This window comes from Roseicyclus persicicus (assembly GCF_012395815.1).
Classification (GTDB): Bacteria; Pseudomonadota; Alphaproteobacteria; order Rhodobacterales; family Rhodobacteraceae; genus Roseicyclus; species Roseicyclus persicicus.
The window spans coordinates 70,314-90,393 of record NZ_JAAZQQ010000006.1; the positions used below are offsets into that span (position 1 = coordinate 70,314).

Below are 20,080 nucleotides of genomic sequence, written 5' to 3' on the forward strand. Positions count from 1 at the left end.
CGTCAGGCGATCACATGCCGCCCATGGTCACTTCGTTGGCGACGGTGGCCTGCACCTCGGCCAGCTCCGGGTCGGAGACGAGGCCGTAGGCCGCCAGCGGGCCGAAGGGGCCGGCGATGTCGTCGGAGACGAAGAACTCGGCGTATTCCTTCAGGCCGGGGATCACGCCGATGTGGGCCGCCTTGATGTAGAAGAACAGCGGGCGCGACACCGGGTAGTCGCCCGAGGCGATCGTCTCGACGGTGGGCTCGATGCCCGACATCGTGGCGACCTGCAGGCGGTCGGTGTTGTTCTGGTAGAAGGCGAGGCCGAACACGCCGATCCCCTCGGGGTTGGCGGCGATGCGGGCCAGCGTCTCGGTGTAGTCGCCGTCGATGTCGACCGACACGCCGTCGGCGCGGATCTCCATGCAGGCTTCCTCGGCGGCGTCCTCGTCCATGCCCATGGCGGTCATGGCGGCCAGCGCGCCCGAATCCTCGCAGCCCTGCAGGATCACGTTGAGGTCGAACACCTCGCGGGTGCCGTGGCGGGTGCCGGGGATGTAGGCGGCGATGCCCTGCGCGGGCAGGTCGGCGCGGACCTGGTCCCAGCTGGTGTTCGGGTTGGCGACCATGGCGCCGTCGACCGGCAGGTTCGCGGCCAGCGCGAGGTACCAGTCGGACGGGGTGAACGCGAAGGACGGGCCGTTGATGTCGCTGGCGAAGACGATGCCGTCATAGCCGAAGCGGACCTCGATGATGTCGGTCACGCCATTGGCGGCGCAGGTCTCCAGCTCCGACTCGCGGATGCTGCGCGAGGAGTTGGCGATGTCGATGGTGTTCTCGCCGACGCCCTCGCAGAAGCGGCGCAGACCGGTCGAGGAGCCGCCCGATTCGACCACCGGGGTCGGGAAATCGAAGTTCTCGCCGAAGGCTTCGGCGACGATCGAGGCGTAGGGCAGCACCGTCGAGGAGCCGGCGATCTGCACGTTGTCGCGGCTCTGGGCCACGGCACCGGTGGCGGACACGGCGGCGACGGCCAGCGCCGACACGGAAAGTTTTGCGAGCGACATGAAGCTCTCCTGAGGTTTGTCAGTCATCCCGGATGCAGCCGAACGCGCATCCTTGGGCCGCCGGGTATCGGTCGCGCGCAATGCTTTTGTGACGGATACGTAACAGTTTCATGACAGCCGCCGCCCCTGCCCCGCCGCCGGTGCCGCGGGCTGCCCGGCCGGCGCCGGCCAAGCCCCTATTCCGGCGGCAAAAGCACCGTGAAAACGCTGCCTTGCCCGGGGCGGGAGTCGATCCGCAGCCGGCCGCGGTGGCGGTTGACGATGTGCTTCACGATGGCAAGCCCCAGCCCCGTGCCGCCCATGGCGCGGCTGCGGTGGGTGTCGACGCGGTAGAATCGCTCGGTGAGTCGCGGCAGGTGCAGCGGGTCGATGCCCTCGCCCCGGTCGATCACCTCGACCGACAGCACCGGCCCCTTGAGGTTGCCCGACCCCTCCCGCCAGCCCAGCCGCAGGGTCACGGGCTTGCCCGCGCCGCCGTATTTCAGCGCGTTCTCGGTCAGGTTCAGGAACACCTGCATCAGCTGGTCGCGGTCGCCCTTGAGGCGGTAGCCCTCGGCCACGCGCGCGTGGATCAGGCCCGGGTCGGGCGGCAGCGTCTCCAGCGCCAGCGCGTTGCCGCGGTCCTCGGCGGTGGGCTTCAGCGCGGCGATCACGCCCTCCAGCACCGCCTTGAGGTCGACCTCGGTCGAGGGGCGCTGGCGCTCCTGCGCCTCGACGCGGCTGAGCGACAGCAGGTCCGAGACCAGCCGGTTCATGCGCCGCGCCTCGGCCTCCATGATGCCGAGGAACCGCTCGCGCGCGGCGGTGTCGTCCTTTGCGGGGCCGCGCAGCGTCTCGATGAAGCCCAGCACGGCCGTCAGGGGCGTGCGCAGCTCGTGGCTGACGTTCGCCACGAAGTCGCGGCGCATCTCCTCGGCCTCGCGCAGATGGGTGACGTCGGTGAAATGCAGCATCAGCGCCCGCTGCCCGCGCGGGCCGGCGGGGCCGGTGGGCGTGATCCGCACGCGGAACTGGGTCTCGCCGGTCTGGTCGGTCAGCTGCAGCCGCGCCTCGCCCGGGGCGCCGCCGGCCTGCACCGCCTCGATCCGGCCCAGAAGCCCCGGCTGCCGCAGCACCGTGGCGCAGCTGCGGCCCACGATCCAGTCGCCGAGCAGCGCCCGGGCGGCCGGATTCGCCAGCGCCACCTCGCCCTCGGCGGACAGGTAGAGCATCGGCTCCGGCACCGCCTCCATCACCTCTGCCAGCGTTCCCTCGGTCATCGCGCGACATCTCCGGCACTCGCCCTGCCCATGGCTGTGACGCAAATGCCCGGGCTTGGCAACGCCGGCGAATATGTTGCATCCGTAGAAGTTATCTTTGCCAAAGAAAGGATTATCCGCTAGCTTCCGGGGTGTCGACCTTGGGCGGCAGGCGACCGGGGGCCACGACGGCGTGGCCCGACATGTCTTCAACCGCCCGTGAATGGTGCAGAAAATGGACGGACGAGACAGGCGTCAGATGACGCCGGCCAATCGCTCGGACGCGTCGTGTGAGTCTTCCGCGCAGCGGGTCTTGGCCGTCGCGCTCAGCCCCGAGGCCCTGACCGGCCTTCCCCGGCACGTGCTGTCGCCCGACTCGCGCATCCGCCGGATCGCCTACGACCGGCTCGCCGACGAGGCGCTGGCCGGGCCCGAGGCCCCTGCCCTCGTGCTCGCGCCCCTGCTGACCCCGGTGTTCGACGCGCTCGACCTCGCGCGCCTTCTGACGCAGGCGGGCTACCGCGGCCGCTACCTGGCGCTGGTCGACCGGCTGCCGAGCGCCAACCTGATCCGCCGCGAGGTGGCGGCGCAGTCGCCGAACCTGAATTTCGACGTCATCATCCTCGACGGCTCCTCGCCGCTGCATTCGCTGTGAGGGGGCTGGCCGGCATCCTGCTGGCCGCGGGGCTGGCCGCGCCCGCCGCGGGGCAGAGCCTGCTCGACCGGGTGCAGGGGCTGTACTACCCCGACCTGCCGGGGACGCGCTGGGATTGCCGGACGCTGGGGGGCGACGGCGGCGCGCTCGGCGTGGTCGGGGCGCAGGTCATCGGGGTGGAGACCACCTGCACCCTGTCCGAGCCGTTCCCGATTCCCGGCATGGACGCGGTGCGGTTCCGCGCCACCTGCGCCGGCGAGGGCACCACCTGGGACGGCGGCTACCGCATCGTGATGCCGACCGACCGGGGCCTGTTGCAGGTCGTCGAGGGCAACGCCTACGAATGGCTGCGCTGCCCCGGCTGACGCCCGGTCAGACCGCCGCCAGCCCGGCCTCGAAATCCGCGGTCAGGAGCCCGAGATCCTCGATCCCCACCGAGACGCGGAAGAACCCGTCGGTGATGCCGAGCGCGGCGCGCCCCTCGGGCGTCAGGCCCCGGTGCGAGGACGACGGCGGGTGGCTGAGCGTGGTGCCCACGTCGCCTAGCGTCGGGGCAAAGGCCATCTGCGGCATCGCCTCGACCATCCGGTTCGCCGCCGCCGCATCGCCGTGGATGCGGAAGCTGACCATGTTGCCGTAACGCCCGTTCAGCAGCGCCGCGGCGAGCGCATGGTCGGGGTGGTCGGCACGGCCCGGATACAGCACCTGCGCCACCTTGGGCTGGTCGGCCAGCCAGTCGGCCAGCGCGCGGGCGTTCGCCTCGGCCCGGTCGAAGCGCAGCGGGAAGGTATAGAGCCCGCGCTCGGCCAGCCAGCATTCGTAGGGGCTGGGCGTCAGGCCGGTGGTCACGGCGAAGTCGTAGATCGCCTTGCGGTCGGCGGGATCGCGGGCCGCGACATAGCCAAGCGTCACGTCGGAATGGCCGGCCAGCAGCTTGGTGACGGAATGGATCACGATGTCGGCGCCGTGGTCGAAGGGCCGGTAGCCGATCGGCGTGGTGAAGGTGTTGTCGACCGCGACGCGCACGCCCGCCTCCTTCGCCACGGCGAGGATGCCCTCCATGTCGGCTACCCGCAGCGTGGGGTTCGACACGACCTCGACGAGGATCATCTTGGTCTCGGGCCGGATCGCGGCGCGCAGCGCCTCGGGTTTCGTCGGGTCGACCACGGTGGTGCCGATGCCGAAGCGGGCGAGGTCCTGGTGCATCAGGCGCAGCGACCGGCCATAGAGCTGGTCGGCCCCGATGATGTGGTCGCCCGCGCCCAGCAGCCCCATGATCGCCGCCGTCACCGCCGACATGCCCGAGCCGGTGATCAGGCCGCCCTCGGCGCCTTCCAGCATGTCGATCTTCTGCGCCAGCAGCGTGGCGTTGGGGTGCCCCTCGCGGGCGTAGGTGTAGCCCTGCGCGCGGCCCTCGTACTGGGCGTGCAGCATGTCGATCGAGGGCGAGGCGTAGACCACCGAGGGCTGGATCGGGGTGACGACCGCGCGGCTGACGCCTTCGCGGAGGGGCATCCGGCGGACAAGCGTCTGGGGGCGGTCGTTGCGGCGGTCGGTCATGTCGTCTCCATCAGTCATGCGGCCGAATTTTCTAGAAAATTCGGCGAAAAGGAAAATCTTCCAGAAGATTTTTCAGGGGCGGGTCGTGCCGTCTCCGGTCACGAGATACTTGAACGAGGTCAGCTGCTCGGCGCCCACGGGTCCGCGGGCGTGCAGCTTGCCGGTGGCGATGCCGATCTCGGCCCCCATCCCGAACTCGCCGCCATCGGCGAACTGGGTCGAGGCGTTGCGCATCAGGATCGCGCTGTCGAGCCGCTGGAAGAACCGCTCGGCCGCGGCGTCGTCCTCGGTCAGGATGCTCTCGGTGTGGCTGGACCCGTAGCGGCGGATGTGGGCGATGGCGTCGTCGATGTCGTCGACCACGCGCGCGGCGATGACCATGTCGAGAAACTCGCGGCCCCAGTCGTCCTCCTGCGCGGGCACCACGCCCGGGATCTTCTGCAAGATCGCGTCGCCCCGCACCTCGACGCCCGCGTCGACCAGCGCGCGCACCACGCCCTGCCCGATCGTGTCCGCCACGTCGCGGTGGATCAGCAGGCATTCGGCGGCGCCGCAGATGCCGGTGCGGCGCGTCTTGGCGTTCAGCGTCACCCGCAGCGCCTTTTCGGGGTCGGCGGCGCGGTCGATGTAGATGTGGCAGATGCCCTCGAGATGCGCGAAGACCGGCACCCGCGCCTCGGCCTGCACCAGCCCCACGAGGCCCTTGCCGCCGCGGGGCACGATCACGTCCACGAACCCGGTCATGGTCAGGAGCTCGCGCACCGCCGCCCGGTCGCGGGTCGGCACCAGCTGCACCGCGTCCTCGGGCAGGCCCGCGGCGCGCAGCCCGTCCTTGAGGCAGTCGACCAGCACGCCCGAGGAATGGAAGCTCTCGGAGCCGCCGCGCAGGATCACCGCGTTGCCCGACTTCAGGCACAGCGCGCCGGCGTCGGCGGTCACGTTGGGGCGGCTTTCGTAGATCACCCCGATGACGCCGAGCGGCGTGCGCACGCGGCGGATGTGCAGGCCCGAGGGCATGTCCCATTCGGCCATCACCGAGCCCACGGGATCGGCCTGCGCCGCCACGGCGCGCAGGCCGGCCACGATGCCCGCGATGCGGCCCGCGTCGAGCCGGAGCCGGTCGAGCATCGCCGCCGACAGCCCCTTGTCGCGCCCGAAGTCCATGTCCTTGTCATTGGCCGCGACGATCTCGTCGGCCCGCGCCTCGACCGCGGCGGCCGCGGCCCCGAGCGCCCGCGCCTTGGCCTCGGACGACGCGAAGGCCAGCTCGGCCGCGGCGGACCGCGCCCGCGCCCCGATCTCGCGCATCAGGCCGGGGATGTCCTGGGCGGCGTCGGGGGTCAGGTCGTTCATGGCGGGCCTCGGGGTCGGGTGGAGGGGGCAGGATAGGCGTATTTTCGGAAAGATGAAGGGCGGACCGCGCGTCAGTCCGGGCGCGGCGGCGCCTCGGCCCGGTCGGTCAGGGTGTAGTCGCGGGCGATGCGGAAGACGCGGACCTCGTCTGCGCTTGTGTCCTGCAACGCCGCGATGGCAGCCTCGGCGCTGTCATGGGCGGCGAGCGTGATGAAGCGGCCGGGATGGTTGACGCTTTCGTAGGCGCGGCCGGCGGGTGCGGGCGCGGGGCCGTAGGTGGCGACGAGGAAGCGGCCGGCCTCGCCCGCGCGCGGGATCACCTGTTCGCCGACCCGGATGCGGTAGGCGTCGAAGTGGATCTTGCGCCCGGCCGACTGGCTGGCGCGGTGGGTCGGGTCGGCCCGCCAGGCCGCCAGCGCCGCCTCGTCGGCCCAGAGCTGGTGCGACAGCAGGGCGTCCGGGTCGTCCAGCGGGCGGTAGCGGTCGAGGAACAGGAGGCCCTCGTGGCGGGCCAGCACCGGCTTCAGCCGCGCGACATGGTCGAAGTAGTGCACCATGTGCCCCGGCTTCGGCTGGACGTCGAAGAACAGGCCGTGCATCGCGTCACACCGCCATGTCGTCGCGGTGCACCAGCGCCGCGCGGCCCGGGTAGCCGAGGATCGCCGCGATCTCGTCGGAGCGGTGGCCGGCGATGGCGCGGGCCTCGGCGGCGGTGTAGCGGCTGAGCCCGAGGCCGAGCCGCGCGCCGTCGGGGCCTTCCAGCGCCACCGGGTCGCCGCGCTCGAAGCTGCCGGTGACGGCCGTCACCCCGGCGGGCAGGAGCGACTTGCCCTTGCCCATCGCCGCCACCGCGCCCGCGTCGAGACGGAGCGTGCCCTTGGGCTTCATCGCCGAGATCCAGCGCTTGCGCGCCGTCTGCGGGTCGAGCGTCGCGGTGAACCAGGTCGCCCGCGCCCCGGTGGCCAGCGCCGTCAGCGGCCGGAGCACCGAGCCCTCGGAAATCGCCATGGCACAGCCCGCCGCGGTGGCGGTGCGCGCGGCCATCAGCTTGGTCTTCATGCCGCCCTTGGACAGGCCGGTGCCCGCATCGCCCGCCATCGCCTCGATCTCGGGCGTGATCGCCTCGACCACGGGCAGGTGGCGCGCGCCCGCGTCCTCACGCGGGTTGGCGGTGTAGAGCCCGTCGATGTCGGACAGGAGCACGCAGATGTCCGCCCCCGCCATCACGGCGACATTCGCCGCCAGCCGGTCGTTGTCGCCGTAGCGGATCTCGTCGGTGGCGATGGTGTCGTTCTCGTTCACGATCGGCACCACGCCGCGGCCCAGCAGCGCCGCCATCGTCGCCCGCGTGTTGAGGTAGCGCCGCCGGTCGGCCGAATCGTCCAGCGTCAGCAGGATCTGCGCGGTGACGATACCGTGCGGGGCAAAGACCTCCTCGTAGGCGCGGGCGAGCCGGATCTGGCCCACGGCGGCGGCCGCCTGCGCCTCGTCGAGCGACAGCGCCCCCTGCCCCAGCGCCAGAACCCCGCGCCCCAGTGCGATCGAGCCCGAGGACACCAGGATCACGTCCATGCCCCGCGCCTTCAGCCCCGCCACGTCCTCGGCCAGCGCGCGCAGCCACTCGGCCTTGAGCGCGCCGGTGTGCCGGTCCACCAGCAGCGCCGAGCCGATCTTGACCACCAGGCGCCGGGCGGCGGTCAGCTCGGGGATCCGCGTTTCGGTCAGGGCCGCCACGGCTGCGGCTCCTCGCGTGCGTCGCGGTGGCGCAGGCGGTCGGCGTCGATCCGGGCGCGGAGCGTGCGCAGCACCTCCAGGAGACCCGTCCGCGCCACCCCCGACATGGCCATCACCGGCCCGCCCGCGGCGTCCTCGAGCGCGGCGCGCTTCTCGGCGACCTCCTCGTCGGTCAGCGCGTCGATCTTGTTCAGCACCGTCACCCGCGGCTTGTCGGCAAGGTCCCCGCCATAGGCCTCGAGCTCCCCGATGATGATCTCGTAATCCTCGACCACGTCCTCGGAGGTGCCGTCGATCAGGTGCAGGAGCACCGCGCAGCGCTCCACATGGCCGAGGAACAGGTCGCCGAGCCCCCTGCCCTCATGCGCGCCCTCGATCAGGCCGGGGATGTCGGCGACCACGAATTCCACGTTGTCGACGCCCACGACCCCGAGGTTCGGGTGCAGCGTGGTGAAGGGGTAGTCGGCGATCTTCGGCCGCGCGTTCGACGTCGCGGCGAGGAAGGTGGACTTGCCCGCGTTGGGCAGGCCCAGCAGGCCCACGTCCGCGATCAGCTTCAGCCTGAGCCAGATCGTGCGCTCCACCCCCTCCTGCCCGGGGTTGGCGCGGCGCGGCGCCTGGTTGGTCGCGCTCTTGAAATGCAGGTTGCCGAAGCCGCCGTTGCCGCCCTTGGCCAGCAGCACCCGCTGGCCCACCTCGGTCAGGTCGGCGATCACCGTCTCCTCGTCCTCGTCGAGGATCTCGGTGCCCGCGGGCACCCGCAGCACGATGTCGTCGCCATCCTTGCCCGAGCGCTGCCGGCCCATGCCCGGCTGGCCGTTCTTGGCGAAGAAATGCTGCTGGTAGCGGAAATCGATCAGCGTGTTCAGCCCGTCCACGGCCTCGGCCCAGACATCGCCGCCGCGGCCGCCGTCGCCGCCGTCGGGGCCGCCGAACTCCACGAACTTCTCGCGCCGGAACGACACGCAGCCGCCGCCCCCGCTGCCCGAGCGGATATAGACCTTGGCGAGATCGAGGAACTTCATGTCAGCGTCCGACTGCGCAAAGCCCCCATCTTTGCTTCGGAAATACTCCGGGGGTCCGGGGGCAGCGCCCCCGGCTGTCGATACACCGAGGCCGCCGCGCTACGCCAGCCGTTTCAGATAGGTCCAGGTTGCCACCTTGGCATTGCGCGCGACCGAGAAGGCCTCGGCATCGCCCAGGTAGTCGAAGCCCGCGTTGGTCAGCACCCGTGCCGAGCCCGGGTTGTCCTGGAACACGCTGGCGAAGATCGCCGTGTTGCCCAGCGGGTTGGCCGCGATCAGCCCGCGCACCGCCTCGGAGGCGAGCCCGGTGTTCCACATCGTGGGTGCCACCCAGTAGCCGATCTCGGACTGGTCGCGGTCCATCTGCTTGAGCGTGATCAGCCCCATCAGCTCCGACCCGCCCATCTCGGCCGCGTCCATCGCCCAGACGAACTCGGTCCGGTCGGGCCGGGTGGCGCGGGTCACGAACTGCTCGGCCGCGCCCGGCGGATAGGGGTGGGGAATCGTGGTCGTCATGTCGGCCACGCGCTTGTCGGACGCGTAGAAATGCACGAGCCCCGCATCCGAGGCCCTGAGCGACCTCAGCACCATGCGCGGTGTCTCGATCACGGCCTGCGCGACGATGGTTTCCTGTTTCATCTGTCGGTCCTCCTCCGAACCGGGCGTCTGCTCCCGCCTGCCTCTTGAGGTGGGTCCTCCGCAAGCCTCGCACAAGAACGTCACGAAATAGCGAAGGGGCCGGTCGATCCCGCCGGCCCCTCGTAACGCTCTGATCCGGCTGGAGTCAGCGGTTACTCGGCGGCCTCCGCCTCCGGAACCACGGAAATGAAGGTGCGGCCCTTCAGGCCCTTGGCAAAGGACACGCGACCCTCGACCACCGCGAAGATGGTGTGGTCCTTGCCCATGCCCACGCCGGTGCCGGGGTGCCACTTGGTCCCGCGCTGGCGCACGATGATGTTGCCCGGGATGACCTCCTGGCCGCCGAACATCTTGACGCCGAGCCGACGGCCCGCGCTGTCGCGGCCGTTGCGGGAGCTGCCACCTGCTTTCTTGTGTGCCATCTCGTCTCTCTCCTTAGCCCTGCGCCAGCGCCTTGGCCTGGTCGACCCAGCCTTCGCGCTCGATCCGGCCCTTGAAGTTCAGTTTCTCGTCGAAGGCCGCGATGTCCTCGGGGCCCCAGGCGGCGATCTGCGCGAAGCTGGTCACGCCGGCCTCGTGCAGCTTCTTCTCCAGCGCCGGGCCGACGCCCGACAGCGCCTTGAGGTCGTCGCCGGTGGCGGCGGCGGCCTTGGCGGCCTTCTTGGGTGCAGCCGCGGCGGGGGCGGCGGCAGCGGCGGCCGGGGCCGAGCCCGCGCCGATGGCGGCCTTGACGCCGGTGGCGTCCGCGCCCGAGGCAAGGATGTCGGTGATCCGCACCAGCGTCAGCTTCTGGCGGTGGCCCTTGGTGCGCTGCGACGAATGCTTGCGGCGGCGCTTGACGTAGTGGATCAGCTTCTCGCCCTTGATCTGCTCGATCACGGTGGCCTGCACGGCCGCGCCGGTGATCATCGGGCTGCCCACGGTCGGGGTCTCGCCGCCAAGCATGAGAATCTCGTTGAACTGGACGGTGTCACCCGCCTCTGCAGCCAGCTTTTCCACGCGCAGGACGTCACCCGCCTGCACCTTGTACTGCTTGCCGCCCGTCTTCAGGACTGCGAACATCGCAATCGGTTCCTTTTTCTGCCGCGCCCTGTGGCCCCTGCCGTGGCAGGCGTTGTCGGAGGGATCTCCGCCTCGGGCTGCGCGCCCCTCTCGGGACGTGTCACATCAAAACCCAAAGCCGCCCGATGGGCGGGCGGCGATGGAGGCCTGCATGTGCCCCAACCGCCCCGCGCTGTCAAGCCGGGACCGCGGGCGACCGCCTCAGGTATCCTCGCCCGCGATGAAGCCCGCCGCCGCCCGGCCGAGGTCGTGGCTGATCTCCTCGAACAGCACGTCGAAGCCCTCGAACAGGATCGCGTTCAGCGTCTGGCCCGCGGGCGTCGCCGACATCGCGGTATAGGTCGCCATCTCGGCGTCGGTCAGATCCTCGTAGGCGAGCGTCTGGTAGGCGAACAGCCAGTCGGTCGTGTCGGTGCGGATCTCGGGCTCCTGCCCCCAGACCTCGGCCAGCATCAGCTCCTCAGGGATCTCGGCCTCGAAGGCGCCGCCCTCCGACAGCCCGCGGTAGAAGGCGAAGTTCGAGTTGAGCGCGCCCGACACGTTGCGCTCCACCAGGTCGTTCACCGCGATGAACTCGGTCAGGAGTGCGATCCGCGGCGCGCCCTCGGCGGCGCGGGTCCGGGCCAGTTCGGTCGCTGCCTCCTCCACGCCGGGCTCGAGGAAGGCCTGCCGCGCCGCGATCTCGCCCGCGGCCACGCGCCGGCCCAGGTCGCTGTCGTAGAAGGCCTGCAGCTCGGCCACCATCTCGGGCGTCAGCCGGTCGAGCGGCACCGCCTCCTCGAAGGTCGCCACCATCCGCTCGACCGAGTAGATGCCGGCCACCACGGCGGGCCAGGCGCTGCCGCCCTGCCCCGGGAACATGTCGGCCTGCAGGTCGGGCCCCGCGGCCAGCCCCTCGGTCGCCATCACCTCGAGGATGGTGTAGAGGCCCATCGCCTCGAACAGCGCGCGCAGCTCGGGCGCCGCCTCGGCCAGCCGGCCCGCGGGCTCCACCAGCTGTGCCTCGCCCGCGCCCTGCTGGGCCAGCGCGGGCACGGGCAGCGCCGCAAGCGGCATCAGGGCGATGGGCAGGGCGAGGATCGAGGGCAGGCGCATGGTCACTCCGGTCTCTCTGGGGTCCTGCCTGCAACATGGCGCGCCCCGCGCGGGATTTCCATGCCCCCGCCCGGCCGCTTGCGCAAACGTGAGCGGCCCGCCGCCGCCCAAGACCCCTTGCGCCCCCGCGCGGCTGCCGCTAAATGCCCGCCCTACTGACCCTGACCCGAAGCGCGGAGAGGTGCCGGAGCGGTCGAACGGGGCGGTCTCGAAAACCGTTGTGGGTGCAAGCCCACCCAGGGTTCGAATCCCTGTCTCTCCGCCACTTCTCCCTTGCAGGCGCAACCATTGCCCCCCGGGGCCCGGGCGCTACCCTCCTTCCCGCACCGGAAGGAGACCCCCTGATGATCCTCGCCCTCGTCGAGATTCCCCTGCCCGCCCGCCGGGCCCCCGACGAGATGATCCGGCAGTCGCTCGACAGCACCCGCATCTTCCACAAGGTCCGGGGCCTGCGCCGCAAGTACTACCTCGACAGCGACGCGGGCGGCGGCGGGATCTACGAGTTCGCCACCCGCGCCGACGCCGAGGCCTGGTTCAACGAGGGCTGGGCCGACTGGATGGAGGGCCGCTTCGGCGTGCGCCCGACGCTGCGCCTGTTCGATGCCCCCGTGGTGCTCGACAACGAGCGTGGCGAGGCGCGGGTGCAGGGCCGGCGCGTGCCCGCGCCCTGGGCCGAGGAGAAGGCTTGAGGCCCCCGGCCCCTCCTGTCACACTGACCCCGCTGCCTGCCACTAGGGGGTCCGGACCATGCTTGACATCACCTCCCGCGACGCCGCGGTCACGCTGGCCCGCGACATCGCGCGGGATGACGCCTTCCGCGCGGCGCTGGCCGACCTGATCGCCTTCCCGACCGACGCAAGTCGCCCCGACGCGCCCCTGCACGCCTATCTCGCCCATGTCGCGCAGGGCTTCGCCGCGATGGGCTTCGAGACCCAGGGCTACAGCTCCGATGGCCGCCCCTTCCTCGTCGCCTCGCGCATCGAGGACCGCGCGCGCCCGACGGTCCTCGGCTATGCCCATGGCGACACCGTGCCGGGGATGGAGGGCCGCTGGGCCGCCGGCCGCGACCCCTGGGCGCTGACCGAGGACGCCGCCACGGGGCGCTGGTACGGGCGCGGGATCGCCGACAACAAGGGCCAGATGCTGGTCAACATGACCGCGCTGCAGGCGGTGCTGCTGGCGCGCGGGTCGCTGGGGTTCAACGCCCATGTGCTGATCGAGATGGGCGAGGAGATCGGCTCGCCCGGCCTGCGCAAGGTCTGCGAGCGGCTGAAGCCGCACCTCAAGGCCGACCTGCTGGTCGCCTCCGACGGGCCGCGGGTCGACGCCGACACCCCCACGATCTTCCTCGGCGCCCGCGGCGGCGCCACCTTCCGGCTGCGTCTGAAACGGCGCCAGGGCGGGCGGCATTCCGGCAATTTCGGCGGCGCGCTGAGGAACCCCGCGCTGGAACTGGCCCATGCGCTCGCCTCCCTCACCTCCGCCACCGGCGCGCTGCAGGTGCCGGGCTGGGTGCCCGAGGGCATTCCCGAAGCGGCCCGCGCGGCGCTCGCCGGCCTCACCCCCGCCGGCGGCGAGGTGGACCCCGACTGGGGCGCCGAGGGCCTCACGCCCGCCGAGCGCATCCACGCCTGGAATTCGGCCGAGATCCTGGCCTTCTCCGCCGGCGACATCGCGCATCCGGTCAACGCCATCCCCGACCGCGCCGAGGCGGTGGTGCAGCTGCGCTATGTCCCCGGCATCGACGACACCCGCCTCGCCGAAGCGCTGCGCGCCCATCTCGACGCCCACGGCTTCGCCGACATCGAGATCGAGGAACAGGGCCCCCGCTTCCGCGCCTCTGCCACGCCCGTCGACCACCCCGCCGCCCGCTTCGCCGCCGCGTCGGTCGCCCGCACCCAGGGGGCTGAGCCGGTGGTCCTGCCCTCCCTCGGCGGCTCGCTGCCGAACGACATCTTCACCGAAGTGCTGGGCCTGCCCACCGTCTGGGTGCCCCACTCCTACCCCGGCTGCTCCCAGCACGCCCCCGACGAGCACCTGCCGGCCGCGATCTTCCCCGACGCGGCGGGGCTCATGGCCGGGCTCTACTGGGATCTCGGCGAAGCCTCGCCCGAGGTACTCGGGCTGTCCTGACCGCCCGCATTGCGCCAGGCCGACAGGGCCGGGTTCGTCGCCACCGGGTCGTCCGCCGGCGCCTGCTCCACCCCGCGCCGCCAGGGCGCCCGCAGCGGCCGGCGCGGTGCCGGGGCCACGCGCAGGTAATGCAGCTCCCGTGCGCCGAAGTAGAAGCTGACGATCGCGCCGAGCAGCCACCACAGCGGCTCCGGTACCGCGTCGAGCCCCACCATCCGCGCGGCAAAGCCCACCGGGTCCACCATCGCGTAGACGAACAGCCCGATGGTCCCCAAGGCCAGCATCGGCCGCGGCAGCCGGTTCAACCCGTTGATCCCGCGGTCGAACCAGCCGCCGGTGGCGAACTGGAACTCGGCCGCCGCCGTTTCCATCGTGGCGCGATGGATCTCGGCGTTCAGCTCCATCGCCCGCGTCGCGTTGGGCACGAAGACCTCCGAGATCCCTTCGGCCGCCTCCCCGATGGCCTCGGCGGCGCGGCCCACGCCCACGGCCCGGTCGATCAGTCCCATGCCGCCACCCGGGCGCGATGCTCGGCCTCCGTCAGGTGCCAGCGCGGCGCGATGAAGGTCTCGGCCCGCAGGATCCAGCCGCCCTTGCCGCCATCGCGCCGGCGCGCGTATTTTCGGCTCGCCGGGCGGCGGTCGCCGATGGCGTAGTAGTAGTTCCGCCGCGCGATGCCGTAGGCGTCGACCAGGTGGTCGGGCGCCTGCGCCAGCGCCGCATGGGCCGCCCGCGCCGTCTGCGGCCCGATCACCCCGTCGACGGCGATGTCGAGCCCCATGTCGCGCAAGAGCCGCTGCAGGATCCGCACCGCGTTCGAGCCCGCGTTCACGTACATGTCGAACACGGTCGGCTGCAACGCCTCGGGCAGCATCCCGATGCGCGGCCGCTCGAAATACTCCGCGACGAAGATGTCGACCGCCTGCGCCCGGCCCAGCCGCCGCACGTCGCCCGCATCCACATCCCCGTCCCGGTCGAGGTCCAGCCCCAGCGCGCGCATCGTGTGGATGGTCACGCCGAAATTGGTCGCCCCGCCCGGATCGTCCGGGTCATTCACGTAGCCGCCTTCGCGCGCCACGATCTCTTCCGCCAGTGAACGAACCGACTGCATGGGCCCGCCCTCCATGCTCGGTTACATCTGCCCCGACCCTAGCCGCGAAACCCCTAAGGCCGGGTTAACGAAACCCGGCTCCCCCCTTCATCTTTCCAAAAATACGCTCTTCCGGAGCAACGCCCGTCCAAGGCACACCGCCCCTCAAGAGGCCCGCGCCGCGCCAGCGGCGCGCCCCCCGGCGACGCCGAAGGCGGCGCAATCCCTCATTCGGCCGCACGCGCCAGCGGCGCATCCCCGGCCGACAGCCGCGCCAGGATCTCCTCCCGCCGCTTCGCCGCCTTCGCCGCGTTCGCCTCCTTCACCGGCCCGAACCCCCGGATCGACAGCGGCAGCTCGGCCAGCGCCACCAGCGCGTCGGCATCCACCTGCCCCGCCTTCGGCAGCCACGTGCCCATGTCGGCCTCGTATTGCCGGATCAGCGCGCGCTCCATCCGCCGCTCCGCCGTATGGCCAAACGGGTTCAACGGCGTCCCGCGCAGCCCCTTCATCCGGGCCAGCAGCGGGTAGACCCGCATCATCCAGCCCCCGAACTCCCGCTTCCTCGGCCGCCCGGCCCCGTCCCGCCCCGGCAGCAGCGGCGGCGCGAGGTGGAACTTCATCGTGAAATCGCCCTCGAACTCGGCCCGCGCCTTGGCCTCGGTCGCGAGATGCAGCCGCGCGACCTCGAATTCATCCTTGTAGGCCAGGAGCTTGTGATACCCCTTCGCCACCGCCTCCTTCAGCCGCGGGTCGGCCACGCCATCGACCATCCGCCGATACCGCTTCGCCAGCCGCCGGCCCTGGTAGGCCACCAGGTGATCGGCCCGGAACGCGATCTTTTCCTCCAGCGACTTCGGCTTGTCCACGACGACCCCGGCCAGCAGCCGCGCCGCCGCCTGCGGGTTCGCCACCGCCCAGCGGCCCATCTCGAAGGCCTGCGCGTTGCGCTCCACCGCCGCGCCGTTCAGCACGATGGCCTGCGAAATCGCGTCATGCGACAGCGGGACCAGCCCCATCTGCCAGGCCGCGCCGAAGACCATCATGTTCGAATAGATCGAATCGCCCAGCAGGATGCGCGCCAGCTCTGTCGCGTCGAACAGCGCCAGCCGATCGCGCAGCCGCGCTTGAAGAGCGACCTCCAGGTCCTTGCCCGGAATACGGAATTCCGTGTTGCGGGTGAAGTCGCCGGTGATGATCTCGTGGCTGTTCACCGCCGCGCCCGTCTGCCCCGTCCGCATCAGGCCCAGCGTCTTGGCCCCGCCGGTGACGACGAGGTCGCCCCCGATCACCGCATGCGCCTCGCCAAGCCCGACGCGGATCGCCGAGATGTCCTCGGGCCGCTCGGCCAGCCGCAGGTGGATCCAGACCGCGCCGCCCTTCTGCGCCAGCCCCGCCATCTCGATCATGCCGACGCCCTTGCCGTCGATCGCTGCTGCCTGCGCCATCACCGCGCCGATGGTCACGACGCCGGTGCCGCCCACCCCCGTGACCAGAACGTTGTGGGTGCCCGAGATCGCCGGCAGCACCGGGTCGGGCAGCCCCGACAGGTCGACCTCGGCGGTCGCCTGTTTCCTGATCTTCGCGCCCTCCAGCGTCACGAAGCTGGGGCAGAAGCCCTTGAGACAGCTGAAATCCTTGTTGCACGACGACTGGTCGATCGCCCGCTTGCGGCCCAGCTCCGTCTCCACTGGCACGATGGACACGCAGTTCGACTGCACCCCGCAATCGCCGCAGCCCTCGCAGACGTCGGTGTTGATGAACACCCGCCGGTCCGGGTCAGGAAACTTGCCGCGCTTGCGCCGCCGCCGCTTCTCGGCCGCGCAGGTCTGGACGTAGATGATGGCCGAGACGCCCTCGATCTCCTGGAACTTCTCCTGAACCGCCATCAGCTCATCGCGCGGGTGCCGTTCGAGGCCCGAGGGGAAGGCCGACCAGTCGATCTCCTCCTTGGGGTCATGCACCAGCGCGATGTGCGGCACGCCCATCGCCTGCAGCTCGCGCGCGATGCGGGCCGGGTCGAGGTCGCCCTCGTTGTGCTGCCCGCCGGTCATGGCGACCGCGTCGTTGAACAGGATCTTGTAGGTGATGTTCGTCTTCGCGGCCAATGCTGCCCGGATCGCAAGGATGCCCGAATGGTTGTAGGTGCCTTCGCCCAGGTTCTGGAAGACGTGCTTGCGGGTGGAAAACGGCGCCTCGCCGATCCAGTTCGCACCCTCGCCGCCCATGTGGGTGTAGGCCTCGGTGTTGCGGTCCATCCACTTGGCCATGAAGTGGCAGCCGATCCCCGCGCCCGCCCGCGCGCCGTCGGGCACGCGGGTCGAGGTGTTGTGCGGGCAGCCCGAGCAGAACCACGGCGTCCGCGTGGCGAGGTCGGGGGCGTTGTTGGCGCGCGCCGCCTCCTCCACCCGCGCGATGCCGGCGCGGATGCGGTCGGTGCCGCGCCCCTCCTCCACAAGGATGCGGCCGAGCTTCAGCGCGATGTCGGCGGGGTCGAGCGCGAATTTCGCAGGGAACAGGACGGGGCCGTTCGACCCCTTCTTGTAGCCGTAGACGCGCCGGCCGCGGCGGTCGTCGAAGATCGCCTCCTTGACCTGCACCTCGATCAGCTTGCGCTTTTCCTCGACGACGACGATCAACTCCAGCCCCTCGGCCCAGTCGTGGAACCCCTTCATGTCGAGCGGCCAGGTCTGCCCCACCTTGTAGGTGGTCACGCCCAGCCGCTCAGCCTCGGCCTCGTCGATCCCCAGCGCGGCCAGCGCCGACAAGAGGTCGAGCCAGTTCTTGCCCGCCGCAACGAAGCCGATCTTGGCGCCCGGCTTGCCGTGCACCCGCCGGTCCATCCCGTTGGCGTGGGAAAACGCCTCGGCCGCGAAGCGCTTGTATTCCAGCAGACGCTCCTCCTGCGCGATCCAGTGGTCGCCGAGGCGGATGTTCAGGCCGCCCTCGGGCATCTGGAACTCGGGCAGGACAAAACCCATGCGGTCCGGCCGCCCGTCGACCACGGCGGTCGCCTCCACCGTGTCCTTCATCGTCTTGAGGCCCACCCAGACGCCCGCGAACCGGCTGAGCGCGAAACCGTAGAGGCCGTAATCGAGGATCTCCTGCACCCCCGCCGGCGACAGGACCGGCATGTGCACGTCGACCAGCGCCCAGTCGGACTGGTGGCAGACGGTCGAGGATTCGCCGGTGTGGTCGTCGCCCATCGCCATCAGCACGCCGCCGTGGCGCGAGGTGCCGGCCATGTTGACGTGGCGCATCACGTCGCCCGAGCGGTCCACCCCCGGCCCCTTGCCGTACCACAGGCCGAAGACGCCGTCGAACTTGCCCTCGCCCCGCAATTCCGCCTGCTGCGAGCCCCAGAGCGCGGTGGCGGCCAGATCCTCGTTCAGCCCCGGCTGGAAGAGCACGTCGGCCGCCTCCAGATGCTTCTTCGCCCGCGCCATCTGCATGTCGACGGCCCCCAGAGGCGAGCCGCGGTAGCCCGTGACGAGGCCCGCGGTGTTCAGCCCTGCGGCGCGGTCGCGGGCCTTCTGCATCAGCATCAGCCGCACCAGCGCCTGGGTGCCGTTCAAAAGGACTGGGGATTTCGACAGATCGAACCGATCGTCGAGCGAAACCTGCTGCACTCCCATGGTCGGGCCTCCCGTGACAGCGTGGATCGTTGTATCTGCGACGGAGTATAGGTCATGTATGCTGACCTGTCCAATATAATCGCCGCGCGGTGGCGCTGTCGCAAAAAACACGCGCGATGCGGGTATTCCCTCTTTGCAAGCGCTTTGGCGCACCCCTAAATGCGCACCGGACAGGAGGCCGGCGATGGACTGGGACAAGCTGAGGATCTTTCACGCGGTGGCCGACGCGGGCAGCCTCACCCATGCCGGCGACACGCTGCACCTGTCGCAGTCCGCCGTCAGCCGCCAGATCCGCGCGCTGGAGGAGCATCTGAACACGATCCTGTTCCACCGCCACGCCCGCGGCCTGATCCTGACCGAGCAGGGCGAACTGCTGTTCGACGCGACCAAGCACATGTCCAAGCGGCTGGAGGCCGCCGCCGCCCGCATCCGCGACAGCGAGGAGGAGGTGTTCGGCGAACTGCGCGTGACCACCACCATCGGCTTCGGCTCGCTGTGGCTGGCGCCGCGCCTGCCGGCGCTCTACGAGAAATATCCCGATCTCAAGATCGACCTGATGCTCGAGGAACGCCTGCTCGACCTGCCGATGCGCGAGGCCGACGTGGCGATCCGCATGAAGGAGCCCAGCCAGGCCGACCTGATCCGCCGCCGCCTCATGACCATCAACATGCGCCTCTACGCGACGCCCCGCTACCTCGAGGCGAACGGCACGCCCGAGGGGCTGGAGGACCTGTCGCGCCACCGGCTGATCAGCCAGAACGCGACCTCGGCCCAGGTCAGCGCGGGTGCGATCCTGGTGCGCGAGCTGATGAGCTACAGCGTCGGTTCGACCCTGACGGTGAACAACTACTTCGGCGTGCTGCAGGCGGTGATCAACGATCTGGGCATCGGCGTGCTGCCCGACTACCTGACGCAGGATTTCCCCAAGCTGGTCCGCGTCCTGCCCGAGGTGCAGTCGGCCGAGGTGCCGGTGTTCCTCGCCTATCCCGAGGAGCTGCGCCAGTCCAAGCGAGTCGAGGTTTTCCGCGATTTCGTGACCGAGGAGGTCATCGCATACCGCCGCCGCCAGAGGGAAGCCGACCCCGACGCCGCGACCTGATCCCGCCCAAAGGCCCCGACCCTGCCCCTGTCTGTGTGTTATGCGCCACAGGCATAACGGCTTTGCGGCGGCGCGGCGTGATTTGCCTTGATCGGGTCGCGGGTGCTGACTAATTCAGCATCAATGGAACATCAGACGAGCGATCGTCGTTCCATTACCTCCCTGTTGGACTTAGGCCGAGCTTTGTCTCGGCCTTTTTTTTGTCGGTCCCGCCGGAGCCCCTGACATGACTGTCCCCCATGTCGAAACAAACCCTGCCGATTTTGACGATTACGCGGCGCTCCACGGACTATTGTCCACGAGCTTCGCCTATATGGCCGGGCGGATCGACCCGCCCTCCTCGATGACCGCGCTGACCCAGGACGGCCTCAGGCGCAAGGCCGGCGACGAGGACCTGTTCCTCGTCCGCGACGGCGGGCGGCCCGTCGCCTGCCTGTTCGGCGCGGCGACGCCCGACGGCTACTACATCGGCAAGCTGGCGGTCGCTGCGGCGCAGCGCAGGCGGGGCCTCGCCCGCGCGCTGGTCGAGGCCGCCGCGGCCCGCGCCCGCGCCCTCGGGCTGCCCGCGCTGGAGCTGCAAACCCGTGTCGAGCTGACCGAGAACCACGCCGCCTTTGCCGCCATGGGTTTCGTGCAGACGGCGGCCACGGCGCACCCCGGATACGACCGCCCCACCTCCCTGACCTTTCGCCGCCCCCTGTGACGGGGGCC

Annotated in this window: 20 protein-coding genes and 1 tRNA gene; 7 read left to right on the top strand and 14 right to left on the bottom strand. The window is 70.8% G+C overall.

All coding sequences use genetic code 11. The annotated features are described in order from the left end of the window. Window positions 1-10 precede the first annotated feature (10 nt). Together HCU73_RS15680 and HCU73_RS15685 are read right to left on the bottom strand one after the other, a co-directional pair. On the bottom strand, window positions 11-1,051 hold the full coding sequence (locus HCU73_RS15680) for a substrate-binding domain-containing protein (RefSeq protein WP_168624425.1): 1,041 nt from the start codon (window positions 1,049-1,051) through the stop codon (window positions 11-13). A gap of 176 nt (window positions 1,052-1,227) precedes the next feature. Further along, a complete protein-coding gene (locus HCU73_RS15685) occupies window positions 1,228-2,310 on the bottom strand; it encodes an ATP-binding protein (RefSeq protein ID WP_168624426.1) in 1,083 nt (360 codons plus the stop codon). Window positions 2,311-2,602: 292 nt separating this feature from the next. On the opposite strand from HCU73_RS15685, the gene HCU73_RS15690 reads away from it, so the two are divergent. Both HCU73_RS15690 and HCU73_RS15695 read left to right on the top strand, forming a co-directional pair. Further along, window positions 2,603-2,944 (top strand): hypothetical protein, encoded by a 342-nt coding sequence (locus tag HCU73_RS15690; RefSeq protein ID WP_168624427.1) that lies wholly within the window; start codon window positions 2,603-2,605, stop codon window positions 2,942-2,944. Beyond that, the gene (locus tag HCU73_RS15695) at window positions 2,941-3,309 is read left to right on the top strand and encodes a hypothetical protein (protein WP_168624428.1); all 369 of its coding nucleotides are present in this window, start codon (window positions 2,941-2,943) and stop codon (window positions 3,307-3,309) included. Before HCU73_RS15690 ends, HCU73_RS15695 begins: the two co-directional genes overlap by 4 nt. A 7-nt stretch (window positions 3,310-3,316) precedes the next feature. Here the strand turns inward: HCU73_RS15695 and HCU73_RS15700 are convergent, their stop codons facing one another. The 9 genes from HCU73_RS15700 to HCU73_RS15740 form a co-directional block, all read right to left on the bottom strand. Further along, entirely contained in the window at window positions 3,317-4,504 is a 1,188-nt protein-coding gene (locus HCU73_RS15700) for a trans-sulfuration enzyme family protein (protein ID WP_168624429.1), read from the bottom strand. Between the two features lie 72 nt (window positions 4,505-4,576). Further along, entirely contained in the window at window positions 4,577-5,857 is a 1,281-nt protein-coding gene (locus HCU73_RS15705; RefSeq protein WP_168624430.1) for a glutamate-5-semialdehyde dehydrogenase, read from the bottom strand. Window positions 5,858-5,928: 71 nt separating this feature from the next. Then, window positions 5,929-6,456 carry an antibiotic biosynthesis monooxygenase family protein gene (locus HCU73_RS15710; protein WP_168624431.1) on the bottom strand — a complete coding sequence of 176 codons (528 nt, stop codon included), beginning with the start codon at window positions 6,454-6,456 and terminating at the stop codon, window positions 5,929-5,931. Between the two features lie 4 nt (window positions 6,457-6,460). After that, window positions 6,461-7,567, bottom strand: coding sequence for a glutamate 5-kinase (gene proB / locus HCU73_RS15715; RefSeq protein ID WP_338052132.1), 1,107 nt, complete (start codon window positions 7,565-7,567; stop codon window positions 6,461-6,463). An 11-nt stretch (window positions 7,568-7,578) separates the two neighbouring features. Beyond that, window positions 7,579-8,616 carry a GTPase ObgE gene (gene obgE / locus HCU73_RS15720; RefSeq protein ID WP_168624433.1) on the bottom strand — a complete coding sequence of 346 codons (1,038 nt, stop codon included), beginning with the start codon at window positions 8,614-8,616 and terminating at the stop codon, window positions 7,579-7,581. A 99-nt stretch (window positions 8,617-8,715) separates the two neighbouring features. Continuing rightward, the gene (locus HCU73_RS15725) at window positions 8,716-9,255 is read right to left on the bottom strand and encodes a GNAT family N-acetyltransferase (protein ID WP_168624434.1); all 540 of its coding nucleotides are present in this window, start codon (window positions 9,253-9,255) and stop codon (window positions 8,716-8,718) included. A 152-nt stretch (window positions 9,256-9,407) separates the two neighbouring features. Beyond that, the gene (rpmA, locus tag HCU73_RS15730) at window positions 9,408-9,677 is read right to left on the bottom strand and encodes a 50S ribosomal protein L27 (protein ID WP_168624435.1); all 270 of its coding nucleotides are present in this window, start codon (window positions 9,675-9,677) and stop codon (window positions 9,408-9,410) included. A 13-nt stretch (window positions 9,678-9,690) separates the two neighbouring features. Next, on the bottom strand, window positions 9,691-10,317 hold the full coding sequence (locus tag HCU73_RS15735) for a 50S ribosomal protein L21 (protein WP_168624436.1): 627 nt from the start codon (window positions 10,315-10,317) through the stop codon (window positions 9,691-9,693). Window positions 10,318-10,518: 201 nt separating this feature from the next. Beyond that, window positions 10,519-11,418 carry a DUF2059 domain-containing protein gene (locus HCU73_RS15740; RefSeq protein WP_168624437.1) on the bottom strand — a complete coding sequence of 300 codons (900 nt, stop codon included), beginning with the start codon at window positions 11,416-11,418 and terminating at the stop codon, window positions 10,519-10,521. Window positions 11,419-11,587: 169 nt separating this feature from the next. On the opposite strand from HCU73_RS15740, the gene HCU73_RS15745 reads away from it, so the two are divergent. The 3 genes from HCU73_RS15745 to HCU73_RS15755 all read left to right on the top strand — a co-directional run bounded on the left by HCU73_RS15745 (window position 11,588) and on the right by HCU73_RS15755 (window position 13,545). Then, window positions 11,588-11,677 (top strand) — tRNA-Ser (locus tag HCU73_RS15745). Between the two features lie 79 nt (window positions 11,678-11,756). After that, window positions 11,757-12,101 carry a hypothetical protein gene (locus HCU73_RS15750; protein WP_168624438.1) on the top strand — a complete coding sequence of 115 codons (345 nt, stop codon included), beginning with the start codon at window positions 11,757-11,759 and terminating at the stop codon, window positions 12,099-12,101. 58 nt (window positions 12,102-12,159) lie between these two features. After that, complete coding sequence (locus tag HCU73_RS15755) at window positions 12,160-13,545, top strand: M20/M25/M40 family metallo-hydrolase (RefSeq protein ID WP_168624439.1); 1,386 nt, start codon at window positions 12,160-12,162, stop codon at window positions 13,543-13,545. Here HCU73_RS15755 and HCU73_RS15760 read toward each other — a convergent pair. The 3 genes from HCU73_RS15760 to HCU73_RS15770 all read right to left on the bottom strand — a co-directional run bounded on the left by HCU73_RS15760 (window position 13,497) and on the right by HCU73_RS15770 (window position 18,270). Next, window positions 13,497-14,054, bottom strand: coding sequence for a holin family protein (locus HCU73_RS15760; protein ID WP_168624440.1), 558 nt, complete (start codon window positions 14,052-14,054; stop codon window positions 13,497-13,499). The two genes, HCU73_RS15755 and HCU73_RS15760, sit on opposite strands and share 49 nt — an antisense overlap. Beyond that, on the bottom strand, window positions 14,045-14,656 hold the full coding sequence (locus HCU73_RS15765) for a holin-associated N-acetylmuramidase (protein ID WP_168624441.1): 612 nt from the start codon (window positions 14,654-14,656) through the stop codon (window positions 14,045-14,047). Before HCU73_RS15765 ends, HCU73_RS15760 begins: the two co-directional genes overlap by 10 nt. 206 nt (window positions 14,657-14,862) lie before the next feature. Next, window positions 14,863-18,270: an indolepyruvate ferredoxin oxidoreductase family protein gene (locus HCU73_RS15770; protein WP_168624442.1), complete on the bottom strand. Its 3,408-nt coding sequence runs from the start codon at window positions 18,268-18,270 to the stop codon at window positions 14,863-14,865. A gap of 184 nt (window positions 18,271-18,454) precedes the next feature. Here HCU73_RS15770 and HCU73_RS15775 point away from each other — a divergent pair, with 184 nt between their 5' ends. Then, window positions 18,455-19,369, top strand: coding sequence for a LysR family transcriptional regulator (locus tag HCU73_RS15775; protein WP_168624443.1), 915 nt, complete (start codon window positions 18,455-18,457; stop codon window positions 19,367-19,369). A 226-nt stretch (window positions 19,370-19,595) separates the two neighbouring features. Continuing rightward, window positions 19,596-20,072 (top strand): GNAT family N-acetyltransferase, encoded by a 477-nt coding sequence (locus tag HCU73_RS15780; RefSeq protein WP_168624444.1) that lies wholly within the window; start codon window positions 19,596-19,598, stop codon window positions 20,070-20,072. Window positions 20,073-20,080 lie beyond the last annotated feature (8 nt).

Excerpts from the sequence above, each read along its gene's own strand:
- rpmA (WP_168624435.1), bottom strand. The coding sequence starts at position 9,677 with ATGGCACACAAGAAAGCAGGTGGCAGCTCCCGCAACGGCCGCGACAGC.
- HCU73_RS15775 (WP_168624443.1), top strand. The coding sequence starts at position 18,455 with ATGGACTGGGACAAGCTGAGGATCTTTCACGCGGTGGCCGACGCGGGC.
- HCU73_RS15685 (WP_168624426.1), bottom strand. The coding sequence starts at position 2,310 with ATGACCGAGGGAACGCTGGCAGAGGTGATGGAGGCGGTGCCGGAGCCG.
- obgE (WP_168624433.1), bottom strand. The coding sequence starts at position 8,616 with ATGAAGTTCCTCGATCTCGCCAAGGTCTATATCCGCTCGGGCAGCGGG.
- HCU73_RS15770 (WP_168624442.1), bottom strand. The coding sequence starts at position 18,270 with ATGGGAGTGCAGCAGGTTTCGCTCGACGATCGGTTCGATCTGTCGAAA.
- HCU73_RS15780 (WP_168624444.1), top strand. The coding sequence starts at position 19,596 with ATGACTGTCCCCCATGTCGAAACAAACCCTGCCGATTTTGACGATTAC.
- HCU73_RS15760 (WP_168624440.1), bottom strand. The coding sequence starts at position 14,054 with ATGGGACTGATCGACCGGGCCGTGGGCGTGGGCCGCGCCGCCGAGGCC.
- HCU73_RS15680 (WP_168624425.1), bottom strand. The coding sequence starts at position 1,051 with ATGTCGCTCGCAAAACTTTCCGTGTCGGCGCTGGCCGTCGCCGCCGTG.
- HCU73_RS15725 (WP_168624434.1), bottom strand. The coding sequence starts at position 9,255 with ATGAAACAGGAAACCATCGTCGCGCAGGCCGTGATCGAGACACCGCGC.
- HCU73_RS15750 (WP_168624438.1), top strand. The coding sequence starts at position 11,757 with ATGATCCTCGCCCTCGTCGAGATTCCCCTGCCCGCCCGCCGGGCCCCC.
- HCU73_RS15705 (WP_168624430.1), bottom strand. The coding sequence starts at position 5,857 with ATGAACGACCTGACCCCCGACGCCGCCCAGGACATCCCCGGCCTGATG.
- HCU73_RS15755 (WP_168624439.1), top strand. The coding sequence starts at position 12,160 with ATGCTTGACATCACCTCCCGCGACGCCGCGGTCACGCTGGCCCGCGAC.
- HCU73_RS15765 (WP_168624441.1), bottom strand. The coding sequence starts at position 14,656 with ATGCAGTCGGTTCGTTCACTGGCGGAAGAGATCGTGGCGCGCGAAGGC.
- HCU73_RS15710 (WP_168624431.1), bottom strand. The coding sequence starts at position 6,456 with ATGCACGGCCTGTTCTTCGACGTCCAGCCGAAGCCGGGGCACATGGTG.
- HCU73_RS15700 (WP_168624429.1), bottom strand. The coding sequence starts at position 4,504 with ATGACCGACCGCCGCAACGACCGCCCCCAGACGCTTGTCCGCCGGATG.
- HCU73_RS15735 (WP_168624436.1), bottom strand. The coding sequence starts at position 10,317 with ATGTTCGCAGTCCTGAAGACGGGCGGCAAGCAGTACAAGGTGCAGGCG.